The sequence below is a fragment of the Spirosoma endbachense genome, assembly GCF_010233585.1.
Lineage (GTDB): Bacteria > Bacteroidota > Bacteroidia > Cytophagales > Spirosomataceae > Spirosoma > Spirosoma endbachense.
In genome coordinates this window covers 5,036,598-5,052,191 of record NZ_CP045997.1, presented here as the reverse complement: position 1 = coordinate 5,052,191, position 15,594 = coordinate 5,036,598, and the positions used below count along the sequence as shown (strand labels likewise).

Genomic DNA, 15,594 nt, shown 5'->3' with positions numbered 1-15,594 from the left:
AATGAAAACCAGACTAATCATAACCCTTTTTATCCTGCTGCTCACGACAGCAGGATCTTATAAAGCCATTGGCGGAAGTGAGCGGGACAAACCGGCTGTAAGTCCAGAAACTGACAAAGCAAGCCGCGCCGTACAGGATTTCCTGCATTGGTACAAAACCCACATCGACTCAGCCAGCCGCATTATTCTGGTCAATCAGCAGGCGGGTAAGCCCTATTCTGTAAATGTCAAAAATGGCGAGCGTTATCTGGCCTATCTCCGTAGCAGCCACCTGCTGACAGATGCTTATCTCACGGAATGGCGAACCTATTTTAATGAACGGCAGGCGGGTTTTCGGGCCAGTCCGCAAAACGAAGGGCCTCCGCTTGGCTTTGAGTACGATCTGGTTTTGCTCAGCCAGGATGTCGATCAACAGTTAGCATCCCTAAAAACACTGAAAATCGAAACTGTTAAGGTTCGGCAGGATCGGGCTACGGTTAAGCTCCTGCTCCTCTATAACTACGAATTCCGACTGGTTAAAATCAATAATCGCTGGTTTATCAACGAAATTTTAAACCTGAGCGCCGAATAAACATGGAACGTTTACTTACTGTACTGATTGCCAGCCTGTGCGTTGCCGTTCTTTTTGGGTTGCTGGGGGCTACACTGGTCTGGTGGCTAACGAAAGATTCGGGGGGTGGCAGTGATTCGTCAATTGCCTATGGTTATTTTGGCATTCTGGCGGGTCTTGTGCTAGCCGCCATTGGATTCTTCCTGACCTGGTATCTGACGCAGCGTTTTCTGCTACCCACCTATCTGCGTTATATCCAGATTGCCGACGGTATTGCCCTTCTGGCCCTGGTTGTGGTCTGGTTAATGCAGGCATCGCAAGAGCCAGTAAGGCTACAATATGACAGGCATTGGGCAGCGCTGGAAGTAGAGGCACGCGCCGATAAATCGTTGCTGGGCGGTGAACCGGTTAGCTCCGTTATTTCTATGGATTACTCCGGTGGCCAGAGCAGCGGCAACTTTCCGAAACCCGAATCGGCTCGGGACGAGGGTTCATTTGTGATTCTTCCGTGGGCAACAGCACCGTTTCAGGTAAAGACGTGGGATGTCCGGGTGTTTTTGCGGGGCGAACCTGTCCTGTTCACCCTGGGTCTGCCTAAATACCCAACTCAATCGACGGAATGGTCGAACTGGATACCGCCCATTCAATATCAGGAGCATGTTGTACCGGCAAACGTTCAGCAGGGGCTTACGCTTCGCTATCGATTTCGGCTCATTCCGTCCAATGAAGAGTATTACTAGCTGAGAACCTCGCCACGGTTCATGAGTTAAGTCCAGTTTTGTCGTTGACGACAGAACTCATCCCGTACCGTTTATTAGAAACAATTGCCGGATACCAGCTCCCGAAACTTAACTTGGTAGCACCTTAACTTATAGACCAATACGCTCTATACCCGCGGCCATGCATTCTTTTCTGATTTTTTCTTTTTTCTCCTGCTTACTGATCCTATCGGCAACATTTACGGCCGGGCATTCTGTGCAGAATACGCCCCAGCAGTCGCTAAATGACTATGTTGCCTTTCTGAACCAGTCGGTCGATGAGGTCATGAACCGATTTCAGCTGATTCAGACTTATTATGCAGATGTGAAGCAGTACCGCAACAATCCACGGCAGTCATTGAGGTTACCGTCTTCGGGTCCGCTGGAAGAGTATTATTATCAAAAAGCCCTGGCCGCCGACGGTTTAACACCCGCGGAGAAACAACGCCTGGACGAAAGTACAAAAGCCCTCTGGCAAGTACTGACCAAGCTTGACCAGACCAGTAAAGCACTGGAAACCTACGTCAGACTGAATGATTACCAACGCGATAATCTCAAACAGTCGGACGCCTTATTAAACGACCTACAAAAACTATTCGGCCAGTTTAGCAACGACAAAACCGTTTTTTACAAGCAGATTCAGCGGATTTACCGACGCTATCAACCGTATCTTCCAACAGACGCTTATCTGTTTACGGAGAAAGAAATGGAGCAGGTTCTACAGAGCCAGATTCAACTACTCGACTCCCTATCGTATTATATGGATGAGAATGGTCAGTCAAACTGGCCGGTTGAACGGGTTCAGAAGAGCATGCTGGCTGATGTTAAAAGCCTGTCGACGTTTGGGAAGGCTGAATCCGTTATTGGCTATCCAGCTTCCAGTATGCTCGCTTCGTTTAAAGAGGCCTTACAAACCATTCAGGATGTAAAGAAACGGGCCGTTGATGACAATACATTTGCCGCCCGGCAAACCACCCGACATGGCAACGAGGTCTACCTTTCGCTCATCAATCATTACAACAATGATCTGCGAAGTTGGCAGCAATCCTTTGTCGATTACAGCAGAACAACCAAACACTTACTGGCCTATCCCAAATTTAGCCCAGTTTTTGCGTTCGAAGCGCCCCAGCAGCAAGCAGAAGCCGTAACCCGTACAGCACCTTTTCGCGACGTTCCGCCTGCACCGTTCACGATCAAACCGGCCGATAAACCCGCTGATTATGCAACCTTTCGGGCACTAACCGCTTATGTCGAATTCATCAATGAATCGCTGCGACAGATGAATCACCTCCAGCTGAGTCTGCGGAATTACCAGTCTACGGCCGACTATTACCGTGATCCATCGCCAACCAGCCGACGCGGCAATCTGACCTATTCGCACGATGAGTATAAAGTGCCCATCTCTGAATTTCAGCTCCTCCAGGTCGAAAGTAGTCATATACCTCAGCCCTATCGTGCTTCCATCAACGGGCAGGCCGAGGTACTGTTGAGTATGCTGAAAGAAATGGATGGCCTGAGCATTGAATTGATTGGCTACACCAGCCAGAAACTATACGTGCAGGATCACATGCAGCGTTCCGATGCTATTCTGGACCGTTATGCCTACCTGATCGATGCCTTTGACCAGAAAAAAGAAAAATTATACCAGGATGTCCGGCGCGTTCATGAAAGCTATCCACTCCGCAATCCATCTGACTCCTGGCAGGTGGCCGGAAAAGCCCTTCAGAAAACGCTGGACGACGACAAAGAAATCCTGTTCGGTGTTAAAGCCTTCATGAAAGGTGAGGCAGCCCAATTGCCGATAACCGACAAACTCACCGCCGATGCACGGAAGCTGATTCAGGATGAGTACCAGAATCTGGCAGGACTGAAACGTCTGGGGCGAAATAACGGTCTGTGCCCCTACTCGCCCTATGAAGACATCGCGGAGAACTCGCTCCGGTTCGCCGAAAAATCTCAGGTCGCCAAAACGAAGTCATCTTCTTATGGCGCACATCCGTACGAAGAGTTCTACTATTTTTTCAACAATCAGCTAGTCTACGAATACAACAAGTTCAGCGAACTCGCTAAAAGCGGTGTGTTAAAGGCGGTCAATCAGCCCAATATGTTCGCGTTCCGCCGATCGACTCCCACAAAATCTATACCTACCCAATCAGAGCCCGAAAATCGATCTGATAACAAACCTGTAGCCATGACTAAACCGGTTTCTGAACCCCCGGTTTCTGTTAGCGTGGCATCGACACCAACGCCCACCACCAACGGAACGACCATTCTGCATGACACCGTTTATGTGAAGCAGTCGACGGTAGATACCGTGTATATTGATCGCTCGGGTCGGCAGGAGTACGCCAATTCGCTGAAAGGCTTTGCGGCTAACAATATGGTCTTATTACTGGACGTATCGGCATCAATGGATTCGCCCTACAAGTTGCCTCTTCTGAAAAAATCCATCAAATCACTCCTGGCCTTATTACGCCCCGAAGATCACATTTCGATTGTCGTTTATTCGGGTAAAGCACGCATTGCGCTGAAGCCTACGTCGGGCAGTAATATTGATGAAATTGCCCAGGTTATCGACCGACTTCAATCCGACGGCGACACCGACGGTAATGGCGGTATTCGCCTGGCCTACAAAGTGGCCGACAAACAATACATCCGGGCAGGCAACAACCGGATTATTCTGGCTACCGATGGTGAATTTCCAATCAGCGACGAGACGTACCAACTAGTCAATGAGTCTGCTGGTCAGGATCTCTATCTGACCGTTTTCACATTTGGCCGAAAAGAAGTCAAGAGCAACAATCTTAAAAAATTAGCGAGTCTCGGTAAAGGCACGTACACGCACATCACACAGGATAACGCGAATGGCCAATTGATTCTGGAAGCACAGGCCAAGAAAGTACCTTAGACTAGTGACAAACCTATAAGGTTTCAAAAACCGCATCGGCGGCCCGGCTTATAGGTTTAGATTGGCCAGGGCACTAGTCGATAACGTTAACCCGGTAAAAGGTCGAGTGTTCGCTGGTGATATCGCTACCCGCCCGAAAAGACTCCGTAATTTTTATCGTTTTAATTGAAGTCAGCATCAGGCTCAGCGCATTGAACCGGGCTTTGGGGCCTTTTAGATAAGAAACGGGAATCAGGTGCGAGCCTGAACCTGTGCCTACATCGATGGTGATGTAGTCGGCCTGGTCAGCACTTCCCTCTTCTTCAATGATGCTGCCCCACTGGTTTTTTGTCTCGCTGATCTTAGAAACCGTCATCTGGCTATGCGTCGTTTCACCCTGCCAGCGCTTCCAGAGCGACAGCCAGTAATTACCAGGTTCAACACCTTGCCAGTTCACTTGTAGGGGTTTCTTACGCGAATGGTCGGCCGGCAGGGCTAGTTGCTGCGTAGTCAGATCGGGATGCGCCTGAATGCGCCCTACTTCATACTCCTTGCCATCCGTGAGTATCATGGTGAATACATATGTTTCACCCCCGCGAACGCTTTCATCCGAACCTGCCAATAATTCATAGTAGGGAAAGGCTCCGTAATAGTTTGATGAGCCATTATTCAGCCGCAAAGGGTGACCATTGGCACGAATCTGAATAGCGCGGTTCGCTACAGTCTTACCAGACTGATCTTTTAGATACGCTTTAATGCTACTGGAGTTTCCATCGTAGCAAACCCGTCGATGAACAACGATATTTACCTGAAGCAAAGCCGGATCGGTGACAGCGCCCATAGACAGATCTGATCTACCACAACGCATAAATAACAGGGCCAGTGACAGGAAAGCGCAACAACGGATGAGTACTAATCGGTAAAACATCAGACATAGCGTTGGTTGAACTGGTCTTCATATTTTTTCCAGCAGACTCAGAAACTCCTGTTTTTTATTGCGTGATACGGGTAAGGTTTTATTGTTTTCCATGACCACCTCACCACCGTCGCCCCGAATATACCGCTGCACATAGCGCAGATTAATCAGGAAGCCATGATGCACCCGGCAGAACCCTTTATTTTCCAGAACCTCTTCTACTTCTTTAAGCGTCTTGGAAATCAGGACAGCTTTGCCACTAGTCAGGAAAAAGTGCGTGTAGCCCCCATCAGACTCACAGTAATAGATGTCCTCTGCTTTCAGAATCTGTAGCCCTTCCATCGTTGGCAAAGCAATCCGATCGCCAAGCTTCTGCCGGGTCAGGTATTCGACAAAGTGGTCTACCTTCGACGATGAACGGCTTTCTTTATCCTGTTTGGCCTTTGCTACAGCCTGTATCAGTTCATCTTTATCAACTGGTTTCAGGATGTAGTCCAGTGCGTTATGCCGAATGGCCTGAATGGCATACTCATTGTAAGCGGTCGTAAAAATGACCCGAAAATCGGTAAAGCGGCAGGCTTCGAGCATATCGAAACCACTCATGCCCGGCATTTCAATATCCAGAAAAACCAGGTCAGGGTGGTGTTGCTCAATAGCCTCTACCCCTTCCCGCCCATCGGCACAGGAAGCCAGTAAATTAACCGTGGGGCAATATTTGGCCAGCAATAGAGCCAGCACATCACGGCAGTGTTTTTCGTCGTCAACAAGAATAGCGGTCATTGATTGAGTAGTTTTTGGGTGAAGCGAACGTGAGTTCCAGCCGGCGCTCCTCCGGCTTTATACTGATCGGTTATGGTAATACAGGCATCGGCCCCATACATCTCATTCACCAGATTTAAGCGTTCCTCGGTAATGGTAATTCCGTGCGATTTATGAGCCGTCAGGCTGTTTGTCCGGAGCCGCCCAGACGCTTCCCGGCCAATGCCATTGTCCTGAATGTCGATAATCAGTTGGTTGTTATGCTTACAGCAATCAATCTGTAACACCGGCACGCCCTCTTTCATTGGCAGCAAACCATGCCAGATCGCATTTTCGACATAGGGTTGGGTGATCAGCAAAGGCACATGGAGCACGTCCTGATCCAGGTCGTCGCTGACATTTAATTTAACCTCGAATTTATTGTCGCACCGAAGCTGTTCCAGCTCCACATAAATTTGCAACACTTTCAGTTCATTGCGCAACGATACCCATTCGGTTTTAGAGTTAGCCAGCACCTGCCTGATCAGCCGGGAAAACTTTGTTAGCAGATCCGACGCACGATCAACATCATTTTGCAAAATAAATTTATTGATGGAATTCAGGCTGTTAAAAATAAAATGCGGATTCATCTGCATCCGAAGCGCCATAAGCTTGGTTTCGGCAACCCGTTTTTTGGTTTCCATTAATTGACGCTCGGCCTGTCGGTAGGCCTGTTCAACGTCGGCCTGCTTAATTTTCTGAGCGCACAATGCCGCTACTGTCGACAGGATTTTCAGATGCCGGGGCATAAAGAAATTCTTCTGCGGGTGCTCAGCATCCAGCACGCCCCACACCTGGCCATTTACCCAGATCGGTACTGTAATCTCTGAATAGCGAACAGCATCGTCGGCAATATACCGCTTGTCGAGCGAGGTATCACCAATCAGTTCAGCCCGACCGCTCTCAGCAACTGCACCTACGATGCCCGATCCAAGTGGGATTTCGATGGGTTGAAGAATCACGTTCATCGGCATGCTTTTAGGACCATGCGCAGCTTGCTGCACCAATACATTCCGCTCTTTATCGAGTTGATAAATAACACAATCAACAAAATTCAATCGGGCAATACAGTTTTTTGCTACATCCCAAAGCACATCTTCTACTGTGGTCTGCTCCAGCAGCGACATCGCGAACGCATTGATGATCCGTTCGGCTTCCAGCTCATTTTTTAAGGACTGTCGGTGATTGATCGACTGACGAATTTTCTCATTACTTGCCACACGTGACACATGTTAGGTTAGATCAAGGTCAAAGGAACATTCCTTTTAGTTAATAAGGTAGTCCCAATCCGTAACTAGTCGGTTTGGGCGAACAACTGGCTGATTGTACGAATAACTACCAGCTGTAGCAGGTCCGGATGCACCCCAAACAAGTTATTGACTCATAAGCACCAGCTATCGGTCGATTGCCACCAACTGTTAGTTCTACCTACTGCTTGCCATTGTTTCCCCTTATGTTTGACCAACTCAAAAGACTGTTCCTCCGGTCATCCGCTATGAATCCGTCCCGTGTATCTACGTTTCACGAACCAGCCGAAGCCAGTACATTTCTGGAAAACTGGAATAAAGAGGTCGAGTATTTAAACGGCTTTCAATACAAACGAATCACGGTTCAGACCTCTTTCGGCCATACGCGCGTTTGGGCCTGCAACACCCACCTGCCGGCCAGCAAAACAATTGTCATTTTTCCGGGTGCCCGTACCTGTGGGTTGTTCTGGGACATGGACAATGCGCTACGCCCTTTCCGGCACAATTACCGGATTTATATTACGGATGTAAACGGGCAGCCTTCGTTAAGTCATGGCCATAACCCGGCGATAAAAACAATGGATTATGGCCGATGGGCTACCGATGTGCTCGATGGCCTTCACATTGAAAAAACGATCATTGCTGGCGCTTCTCTGGGTGGGCTCATCTGCATGAAGCTGTGTTTGCAATCGCCAGAGCGAGTCGAAAAAGCCATCTTAATGAATCCAGCCGGGATTCGTCCCTTCTCGTTTTCGATCCGGAATTTGTATTATAATCTTCTGCCAATCGTTCTGCCAACCAAGTCGAATCTGGCCAGATTCCTCGATAACGCCATTTTCTGCCCGCCTACTCACGACCTTCCACCAGCTTATAAGAACCTGATCAGCGATTATCTGCTCTATGCGCTCATGCAGCATAAATTCAGAGGAGATTATCCGGAGCCGCTCCGCAAAGAAGAGCTGGAACGACTGACGACCGATATTTTTCTGATCGTAGGTGCTAAAGACCTGCTGTTTCCGCCCGACGGAACCATTCGAATCGCGAAGCAATACATTCAATCGCTCCGTGGTATCAGCGTCTTACCTGCCACGGCTCATGGGATCGAAACGTCTAAAGAAGCAATTAATCTCATGTATGACCTGCTCGAAAAGGCATCGATTCCTCAGCCTGCGTAAACGAATCAGCCTATTCCGTCAAGGGTCGACTAAATCCATTCTCGATTTACGGTAAAATAGCGTTTATATTCGCTTCGTCAGCTAATAATAGCTGCGACAGGGGAGTACTTTGTATGGATATTGGTCAGCTAAGGAACAGTTCGACAAAAGCGGGTAAGTATAAGCAGACGGGTAGCATCTACCAGTGTCGTAATCGGTGGTTACTAGGCTTATTAATCCTTTGTGGTGGCATCACCCAGGGTCAGTCACCTACGGTTTTATTTCAGCGGCTGACCCTTCGTCAGGGGTTACCTACAAATTATACTACCTCAATCGCTCAGGACAGTCTCGGTTTCATGTGGCTGGGTACGATCACAGGCCTGGTTCGTTACGATGGCATCCGTTGTATTTATTATAGCCGTCAGACGGGTAATCCACATTCTTTATCGCACCGCATTGTACGCAGTGTTTTCAAATCCAGAAACGGCACGATCTGGGTTGGTACCCAAAAAGGCTTAAACCGGTTTCTGCCCAAGAAACAGTCCTTCCAACGATACTCCTTCGCCACGCTGGGAAGCGGCTGTAATCTTGTTCGGGGAGCTGTAGAAAGTTCAGATGGTCTCTTCTGGGTGGCAACCAGCGGTGGCATTATTGCTTTTAACCCCGTCACGGCTAAGGCCCGACGACTGCCTATGCCAGCCGATTCAACCTCACGGCAGGCCGCCAATTCAATTCGCCGGGTGTTGATCGATGGGCCAACTCTTTGGGTCGGCAGTCAGTTTGGACTTTATGCCTACAATCGTAAAACGAAACAGTTCAAAACGTTTCTCCATAGCGATTCCGTTGCGGGGTCATTACCGCATAATTACGTGTCGGCGATGATCCAGAACCCCCGAACAAAAGAGCTACTGATTGGGACCCACACAGGGCAAATTGCCATCCTCAACCCAAACACTGGCGTGTTCCGGTATCTGCCGATGCCGCCCCTCAAGCAGGAAATATCAGCGCTGCTTCTGACCAAAACCGGCGTGTTGTGGGCAGGTGTCGCCACCGGAGGGTTATATCGGTATGATCCCGATAAAAATCTATTTTCAGCCTATGTCAGTGATGAAACCAATCCGAGAAGTCTGGTTTCCAACTCCGTAAAAGCCTTGTTTGAAGACCAGAGTGGCGTGGTATGGGTTGCTACCGATGATGCCGGTGTTAGCTGGTTTAACCCAACCATCAATAAAATAAACTCGCTCTTCGATGATATTAGCTATCGGCCAGCCTCAACGCTGGGGCTCGATGCGAGCCGATTGTCCATGGATCGAAAAAATTGTCTCTGGATATCAACGCGGGATGGCATTCTATGGGTCAATCCCAAAACCCGGGCTTATCGTCTTTATCGACATAACCCACAGGACCCGCATAGCCTTACTGACAACTGGACGTATACAATACTGGCCGACAGAAAAGGCCCCGTGTGGGTCGGGACACCTACCGGCCTCGATGTGCTCAACCCAACGACCAGTCGATTTGAACACATCCGTTGTTTGCCCTCGTCGGAAAACCCAACCCTCTATCCAGCTTTCAATCCAACCCGTCGGGATTTCGTAGCAGGCCACCAGGTTTTTAATGTCATTCAGGCTCCCGATGGCCGGGTTTTTATTGGCACAAATGAGAAGCTAACGATTTATGACCCTAAAACCCAGACGTTCAGCAATCAGTTTAACGACGAGCGAATCCGGCAACTACCCGGCAAAAACTATAACACCCTTTACCTCGACAACGAAAACAATCTATGGGTAGGTGGCCTTGGTCCCGTGCTCAAGATCAGTCCGGACCTGAAACTACTGGCCGAATATACCCACGAGGATGATAACCCCAATAGCCTTCCCGATGAGGGCGTGACCGATTTTGTCGAAGATCGTTATGGCCGAATATGGATGGGGACCGACAATGGCCTGACTTGCCTGAACCAGCGCACCCGACAGTTAAGTACCTACACAACCCGGCACGGATTACCTAAAAACGATATTGCAGCCCTTCACTTAGCCGGTGACAGCCTTTGGATCAGCACGAGCCGGGGGCTGGCGTGTCTCGATATCCGTCGGTTACAATTCACAGCTTTTGACGAAGCCGACGGTATTCCTTCGTCGGAGTTCGAATCGGGATCGATTATTCGCGATTCCACCGGACGGCTCTATTTTGGCGCTATGCGCGGGTTAGTCTACCTGCAACCTGACCAGATCAAGCTGAATCGTTTTGTTCCTCCTGTCTACCTGACGTCTTTTCGAATCAATGACCAGGAGTTGCTCACCAGTCCTTTAGCCAATCCACAGGCGATCGATCTTGAGCCGAATCAACATACATTTTCGTTCGACATGGCCGCCCTTAGTTTCGACAACTCGGATGGGAATCAGTATGCTTACCGACTCGAAAATTTTGAGGAACGATGGAATCAGACCAATAATAGACCATTTGCCAGCTATACGAACGTGCCTCCTGGCGATTATGTCCTGCATGTGATTGCCTCCAACAACGACGGTGTATGGAATCGGGAAGGCTATCGGTTACCCCTGACAATTCAGGCACCTTTCTGGCAAACGTGGTGGTTTCGGTTACTTGCACTAGGCACATTACTGGGATTAACCGTAACCATTGCCCGATGGCGGGAGAAACGCGTTGCCAGCGAGCAACAGGAAAAAAGTGAACTCCGCGAACGAATTGCCGCTTCGGAAATGAAGGCATTACGGTCGCAAATGAATCCACATTTTTTATATAACTCACTGAACGCCATTCGTTTGTTTATCCTGCAAAATGATAGCGACAATGCCGACAAGTATCTGGTTAAGTTTGCCCGACTCATGCGGCTGATACTGGACAATTCACGTCAGGAGTGGGTAACCATTAGCAGTGAGGTGGAGCAATTGCAACTTTATCTGGAGCTGGAACAACTGCGATTTAACAGTAAATTCGATTTTGCCTTAACGACCGATCCATCACTGGCGCAGGAGAATCTATCCATTCCGCCGATGATTATTCAGCCGTATATTGAAAATGCGATCCTGCACGGCATTGCCCACAAACGAAGCCGGGGAACCATTACAATCGGCATCAATCGTCAGGGCGATCACCTGGAATGCATTGTGGACGATGATGGAGTAGGTCGACAAAAAGCGCAGGAGCTGAAGAGTAAAACCGTTTCGGCCCACAAAAGCGTTGGCCTTAAGGTGACCGAAGAGCGCTTACAGCTTATCACGCAGCGCAGCGGCAAGGAATCGGGGGTAGTTGTCATCGACAAAACCGATGACAACAATGAACCAGTGGGTACGCGTGTGATTATTCAATTACCAGTGATCAGGCAGGAGTAGTTCCGTGCTAATATTGGGTGATCCGTCGATCAGGCATTCCCAAAATTAGCTAACCTCAGAAGGCATGATTCGAGCTTAGCCACTCCTGAATTCCGCCAAAGGTTAACACCAGAATCAAAAGCATACCCAAAGCCATCAGACCAATACCGGCTAATCCGCGTACCTGCCAGTTAAAATGTGAGCCGGGCAAAGGTTCATCCAATTCGTCGGGCACGTAGGTCAGTTGTGTCGTTGCTCCTTCACTCACCTGATACCATAACTTCGACCGCATATATACATCAACCTCCTTAGGCTGCCCGGATGGATCATGAAACTGGCATTGCGCATAATAGCTTTCCAGATTGCCCCAGGCTCCCTGATCATCTTTCCTGAATTTTTTCAGAATGGTAGCCGTAACGGTAAGTCCGTTGCTACGCAGATCGCGCCCATCATACCAAAGATACCAGCCAATAAAAATTAATAAACCCCCAAAGAACAAGCCAACAAAGGCGATAAGTAGCGGAAGGATCGTTGTCGTTGCCATAATGGTTGAAGAGGATGAGCAAAAGTGCAGCACAGTCGATGACTAACCTAGTCTCACTTACTAACCGGCAGTTCTGGATGTATAACTGGTTAATTTTCCCGATAACTGGTTAATCCAGCCAATCCGTTGTGTTTTCTGACGAATCAATAGCAGCGTTAATCGGGTCGATTCGCTGCTATTGAACGAACGTCGCCAACTGTACTTCTTCGTCTACCCGTTATTTACCCAAAACAACCCGTTATTGGTTCGGACTAGTCTAAACCCATATGCTGTGTCTACTTTTGATCAGTCGCGAATGTCCGTATAAAAGGAAACAGGCGTTCGACCCAGGCTGTCTATTCTTGCAGTACACATGAAAACACTCACAACCAGTAATTGGCTTTTAGTAGGCCTTTACGGTATCATTCTACTTTTCTCTTTCTTTAACATAAACCGTCGGGGTAACGACGCGGCAGGAATCGGTATGGAAACAGGATTGATTTTCTTTGGCGGTATTTTACTGGCTGTACTTATTGGCCTAAATATCATTCCTTACCGTTGGTCGAAGCTAACCGCCTTTTCGGTTGGGCTGCTGCCCGTTCTGGTGGTGTCGTATAACTTCGTTTCTGACCGGATTTTCGCGTATTTAGACAAGCAGAAAAACGAAGCCATTACCAATGGCTCGTATTATTTTCAGGATGCGGCACTGCTTGACGTCGCAAGAGCCATTGCCAAAGAAGACTTACCCCGGCTGCAAACTTTACTCCAGTCGCCCGTTCGGCAACGGCTCAATGAAAGCGGTAACGATCATGTAACCCTACTTGATTTCGCGACCTTTCGTGCTACCGAACAGGAAAATCCCAAACAGGCCATGCACTGTATGGAGCTACTGCTGGCAAATGGTGCTACCACCCAAACGACCGATACAGCCCGTATTCCAACTCAGATCTGGGTAAGTCGGCAGGGCTCGGCAGCGGTTCTTGAATTATTATTAAAAAAGGGTGCTGACCCGAACGCCCGCAACAGCTATGGCGCTCCCATCCTTTTTTCGACTATCGATTATGAAACTGATCGCTTTTTAAAAGTGAAAGCCCTGCTGGAACACGGTGCCAATCCGAATAGCATCCACCCCGATTATGGATGGATGGGGCATTATTCACCGCTGCTTTATGCCGCTAACAATCAGGCCTGGGACGTATGCCAGCTATTGCTGGAACGTGGAGCCGATTTTCGCTATCAAACACCAACGGGCTTCATGATCGACAACGTAGTCGTTCATTATGAGAACCTGTATGCAGATAACGGCAACACTCCAGCCGATTTTATGGCTTTTAAGAAAAAGCTGCGGGCCGCTCAGAGTAGTAAGTAAGCTGGTAATTGATCACCAGCTTACTCAACTATGAACGACTACGTTCATAGCTTTCATTTGTCCACTAACGTCGACGTTGCAAATAGCGTAATCTGCATCCCATCAGGTGCCTGAACTCGGGATACTTCACTCCAGGGCGCGGTGGTGGGCGGAGCAACCGATGTGGCTCCACCATCAACGAGCGTTTCGGTTGCTGCCGGGATCGGTTCGCTCACACGCAACGCCAGTCGTATCGGACCTGACACCCGTTTGCCAACTTCAATCTGATCGATTCGGTCAGCGTGTTTGGCATCAATCAGTTCAAGTGATGCCCGACCGGCATCCAGAATAATACCGTTACCGGCTTCTTCGTGCCACTCTTTCGATGTTTCCAGCCCGACCGTATCCCGGTAAAAACGGATCAGTTCATCCAGATTGTCGACGGTAAGAATTAGGCGAAGTTCTTTTACTGTGGTTTTCATAGGGTATATTGGGAATAGGACTTTGGCATCGAGCCATCGAGTCGTACCACGGTTTGTTTGCGTATCAGTAGTAACCGTGGCACGACTCGATGGCTCGATGCCAAAGTCTTGCGGGAAGTAAGTAACAAGTGTTTTGGGCAAAACTAACCGACGTTCCCCAATGGCAATTAAAAAGCGTTGGCTAGATTGCCCAAAACACCTGCTTAAAATTGAAAAATCTCAGTTGGTTATCACTTGATCCGACCCAGCACTTTATCCAGACTGACCGTAGCCGTCAGGTAGTCATAAACGGCCTGTAGATAATTCGATTTGGCTTGCGTAAGCGAGAGTTCAGCGTCCGACATATCCAGTCGTGAGGCAATACCTTGTTTCCAGCGGTCGCGGGTGATGCGGTAACCTAGCTCTGCAACCGAGATCGTTTGCCGTTGCGTTTCGATCCGTAAACGTGCTTCCTCCACATTAGCCAAACCAATTTTTACCTGCGCCCGAACAATTTCTTTCAGGTTAGCCACCTGTGTTTCGGTCTGCTGGCGTGTAATCTGAGCCTGCTGAATCCGTGAATTTGTACGAAAACCAGTAAAAATCGGAACACTTAATTGCAGCCCAAGATATGAACTCACCGGCCACTTGTACTCATCAACCCGAAAGTTATTGGCCTGTGACTGAGACTGTACCAGCCCAATTGCCGATAGCTTGGGTTGTCGCTCTGCCGTTTGTATGGCCACTTGCTCCCGATTTAACTGTTCGATCAGTTCCAGCCGACGCACTTCGGGCCGGGCCTGAACGGCTTCAAAATACACATCCGTCGTTGTAGCAGGAGCCGCCAACAATGGATTGTCGTAGCGCAGCGAATCCTGTAACTCGATGGCCTCCTGTTCATCCAGACCCATTGTCCGTTTCAGAACGGTTTTGGTTATTCCGATGCGGTTAGTCAGTTGAATAATGGCCGGACGTAGATTTTCGACCGTCACGAAGGCCCGTAACGTATCGACACGAGAGGCTCGTCCCTGCGCCAAAAGTGAGCGTGCATCTTTCAGCGCCTGTTCATTCCGGGCAATGCTTTGCTGCTGCAACCGAAGTTGTTCCTGCGTAATCAGCACATCCAGATACGCCTTTTTTACATCCGTAACGATGCTGGCACGAACGTCGGCCAATGCTTCGTTTGTAGCAGCCTCATCAATTTGGGCGGCTTTGATGCCCGACTTTATACCCGGCTGGAAGAGTGGCTGCGTTGCGGCAATGCCCCCAATCAATGCGTTCGAGCCTCCCACCCGGAAGGTAGCCAGTTGATTTTCGGGCAATCCAACAAAACTACCGGGCAAAAACGAAACCTGCTTGTTGAAATAATACTGATACAGGGCTGATCCTGCTACGTTTGGCAGCGCATAACTTCGCGCTTCTACCACTTTCTGGGCCGACTTAGCCGTTTCCAGCGTTGCTACCTGTAAATCCCGGTTCTTATCCAGCGCCAGCTTCACGGCATTGTCCATCGTTAGCTGGCGAACCTGAGCCTGAGTCAGCCCCCAACTACCCACAAAAATCAGCGTAGTCAGGAGCGTATAAATAATACGTTTCATGAAATCTAGTTGATAAAAC

At 49.0% G+C, this 15,594-nt stretch carries 12 protein-coding genes; 6 read left to right on the top strand and 6 right to left on the bottom strand.

Annotated elements, in window-relative coordinates:
- The first annotated feature begins 1 nt into the window (after position 1).
- The 3 genes from GJR95_RS20355 (at position 2) to GJR95_RS20345 (ending at position 4,216) form a co-directional block, all read left to right on the top strand.
- Complete coding sequence (locus tag GJR95_RS20355) at positions 2-571, top strand: hypothetical protein (protein WP_232541255.1); 570 nt, start codon at positions 2-4, stop codon at positions 569-571.
- Between the two features lie 2 nt (positions 572-573).
- Complete coding sequence (locus GJR95_RS20350; protein ID WP_162387606.1) at positions 574-1,290, top strand: hypothetical protein; 717 nt, start codon at positions 574-576, stop codon at positions 1,288-1,290.
- Positions 1,291-1,450: 160 nt separating this feature from the next.
- Positions 1,451-4,216 carry a VWA domain-containing protein gene (locus GJR95_RS20345; RefSeq protein WP_162387605.1) on the top strand — a complete coding sequence of 922 codons (2,766 nt, stop codon included), beginning with the start codon at positions 1,451-1,453 and terminating at the stop codon, positions 4,214-4,216.
- 73 nt (positions 4,217-4,289) lie between these two features.
- Here GJR95_RS20345 and GJR95_RS20340 read toward each other — a convergent pair whose 3' ends face one another.
- Genes GJR95_RS20340 through GJR95_RS20330 form a run of 3 tightly spaced genes read right to left on the bottom strand, consistent with a single transcriptional unit; the run spans position 4,290 to position 7,129 of the window.
- On the bottom strand, positions 4,290-5,123 hold the full coding sequence (locus GJR95_RS20340; RefSeq protein ID WP_162387604.1) for a hypothetical protein: 834 nt from the start codon (positions 5,121-5,123) through the stop codon (positions 4,290-4,292).
- 27 nt (positions 5,124-5,150) lie between these two features.
- Positions 5,151-5,891 carry a LytR/AlgR family response regulator transcription factor gene (locus GJR95_RS20335; RefSeq protein ID WP_162387603.1) on the bottom strand — a complete coding sequence of 247 codons (741 nt, stop codon included), beginning with the start codon at positions 5,889-5,891 and terminating at the stop codon, positions 5,151-5,153.
- Positions 5,888-7,129: a histidine kinase gene (locus GJR95_RS20330; protein WP_232541254.1), complete on the bottom strand. Its 1,242-nt coding sequence runs from the start codon at positions 7,127-7,129 to the stop codon at positions 5,888-5,890. Before GJR95_RS20330 ends, GJR95_RS20335 begins: the two co-directional genes overlap by 4 nt.
- A gap of 275 nt (positions 7,130-7,404) precedes the next feature.
- Here GJR95_RS20330 and GJR95_RS20325 point away from each other — a divergent pair, with 275 nt between their 5' ends.
- Both GJR95_RS20325 and GJR95_RS20320 read left to right on the top strand, forming a co-directional pair.
- Entirely contained in the window at positions 7,405-8,331 is a 927-nt protein-coding gene (locus tag GJR95_RS20325) for an alpha/beta fold hydrolase (RefSeq protein ID WP_162387601.1), read from the top strand.
- A gap of 113 nt (positions 8,332-8,444) precedes the next feature.
- Positions 8,445-11,666 (top strand): sensor histidine kinase, encoded by a 3,222-nt coding sequence (locus GJR95_RS20320; protein WP_162387600.1) that lies wholly within the window; start codon positions 8,445-8,447, stop codon positions 11,664-11,666.
- A 55-nt stretch (positions 11,667-11,721) separates the two neighbouring features.
- Here the strand turns inward: GJR95_RS20320 and GJR95_RS20315 are convergent, their stop codons facing one another.
- Positions 11,722-12,189: a DUF3592 domain-containing protein gene (locus GJR95_RS20315; protein ID WP_162387599.1), complete on the bottom strand. Its 468-nt coding sequence runs from the start codon at positions 12,187-12,189 to the stop codon at positions 11,722-11,724.
- 352 nt (positions 12,190-12,541) lie between these two features.
- Here GJR95_RS20315 and GJR95_RS20310 point away from each other — a divergent pair, with 352 nt between their 5' ends.
- Positions 12,542-13,537: an ankyrin repeat domain-containing protein gene (locus GJR95_RS20310; protein WP_162387598.1), complete on the top strand. Its 996-nt coding sequence runs from the start codon at positions 12,542-12,544 to the stop codon at positions 13,535-13,537.
- Between the two features lie 53 nt (positions 13,538-13,590).
- Here the strand turns inward: GJR95_RS20310 and GJR95_RS20305 are convergent, their stop codons facing one another.
- Together GJR95_RS20305 and GJR95_RS20300 are read right to left on the bottom strand one after the other, a co-directional pair.
- On the bottom strand, positions 13,591-13,998 hold the full coding sequence (locus GJR95_RS20305; protein ID WP_162387597.1) for a VOC family protein: 408 nt from the start codon (positions 13,996-13,998) through the stop codon (positions 13,591-13,593).
- A 230-nt stretch (positions 13,999-14,228) separates the two neighbouring features.
- Positions 14,229-15,575 carry a TolC family protein gene (locus GJR95_RS20300; RefSeq protein WP_162387596.1) on the bottom strand — a complete coding sequence of 449 codons (1,347 nt, stop codon included), beginning with the start codon at positions 15,573-15,575 and terminating at the stop codon, positions 14,229-14,231.
- Between the last annotated feature and the right edge of the window lie 19 nt (positions 15,576-15,594).

Bases quoted from the DNA above. Each gene is read 5' to 3' on its own strand.
- GJR95_RS20355 (WP_232541255.1), top strand. From the start codon at position 2: ATGAAAACCAGACTAATCATAACCCTTTTTATCCTGCTGCTCACGACA.
- GJR95_RS20335 (WP_162387603.1), bottom strand. From the start codon at position 5,891: ATGACCGCTATTCTTGTTGACGACGAAAAACACTGCCGTGATGTGCTG.
- GJR95_RS20350 (WP_162387606.1), top strand. From the start codon at position 574: ATGGAACGTTTACTTACTGTACTGATTGCCAGCCTGTGCGTTGCCGTT.
- GJR95_RS20300 (WP_162387596.1), bottom strand. From the start codon at position 15,575: ATGAAACGTATTATTTATACGCTCCTGACTACGCTGATTTTTGTGGGT.
- GJR95_RS20305 (WP_162387597.1), bottom strand. From the start codon at position 13,998: ATGAAAACCACAGTAAAAGAACTTCGCCTAATTCTTACCGTCGACAAT.
- GJR95_RS20325 (WP_162387601.1), top strand. From the start codon at position 7,405: ATGAATCCGTCCCGTGTATCTACGTTTCACGAACCAGCCGAAGCCAGT.
- GJR95_RS20320 (WP_162387600.1), top strand. From the start codon at position 8,445: ATGGATATTGGTCAGCTAAGGAACAGTTCGACAAAAGCGGGTAAGTAT.
- GJR95_RS20340 (WP_162387604.1), bottom strand. From the start codon at position 5,123: ATGTTTTACCGATTAGTACTCATCCGTTGTTGCGCTTTCCTGTCACTG.
- GJR95_RS20345 (WP_162387605.1), top strand. From the start codon at position 1,451: ATGCATTCTTTTCTGATTTTTTCTTTTTTCTCCTGCTTACTGATCCTA.
- GJR95_RS20315 (WP_162387599.1), bottom strand. From the start codon at position 12,189: ATGGCAACGACAACGATCCTTCCGCTACTTATCGCCTTTGTTGGCTTG.
- GJR95_RS20310 (WP_162387598.1), top strand. From the start codon at position 12,542: ATGAAAACACTCACAACCAGTAATTGGCTTTTAGTAGGCCTTTACGGT.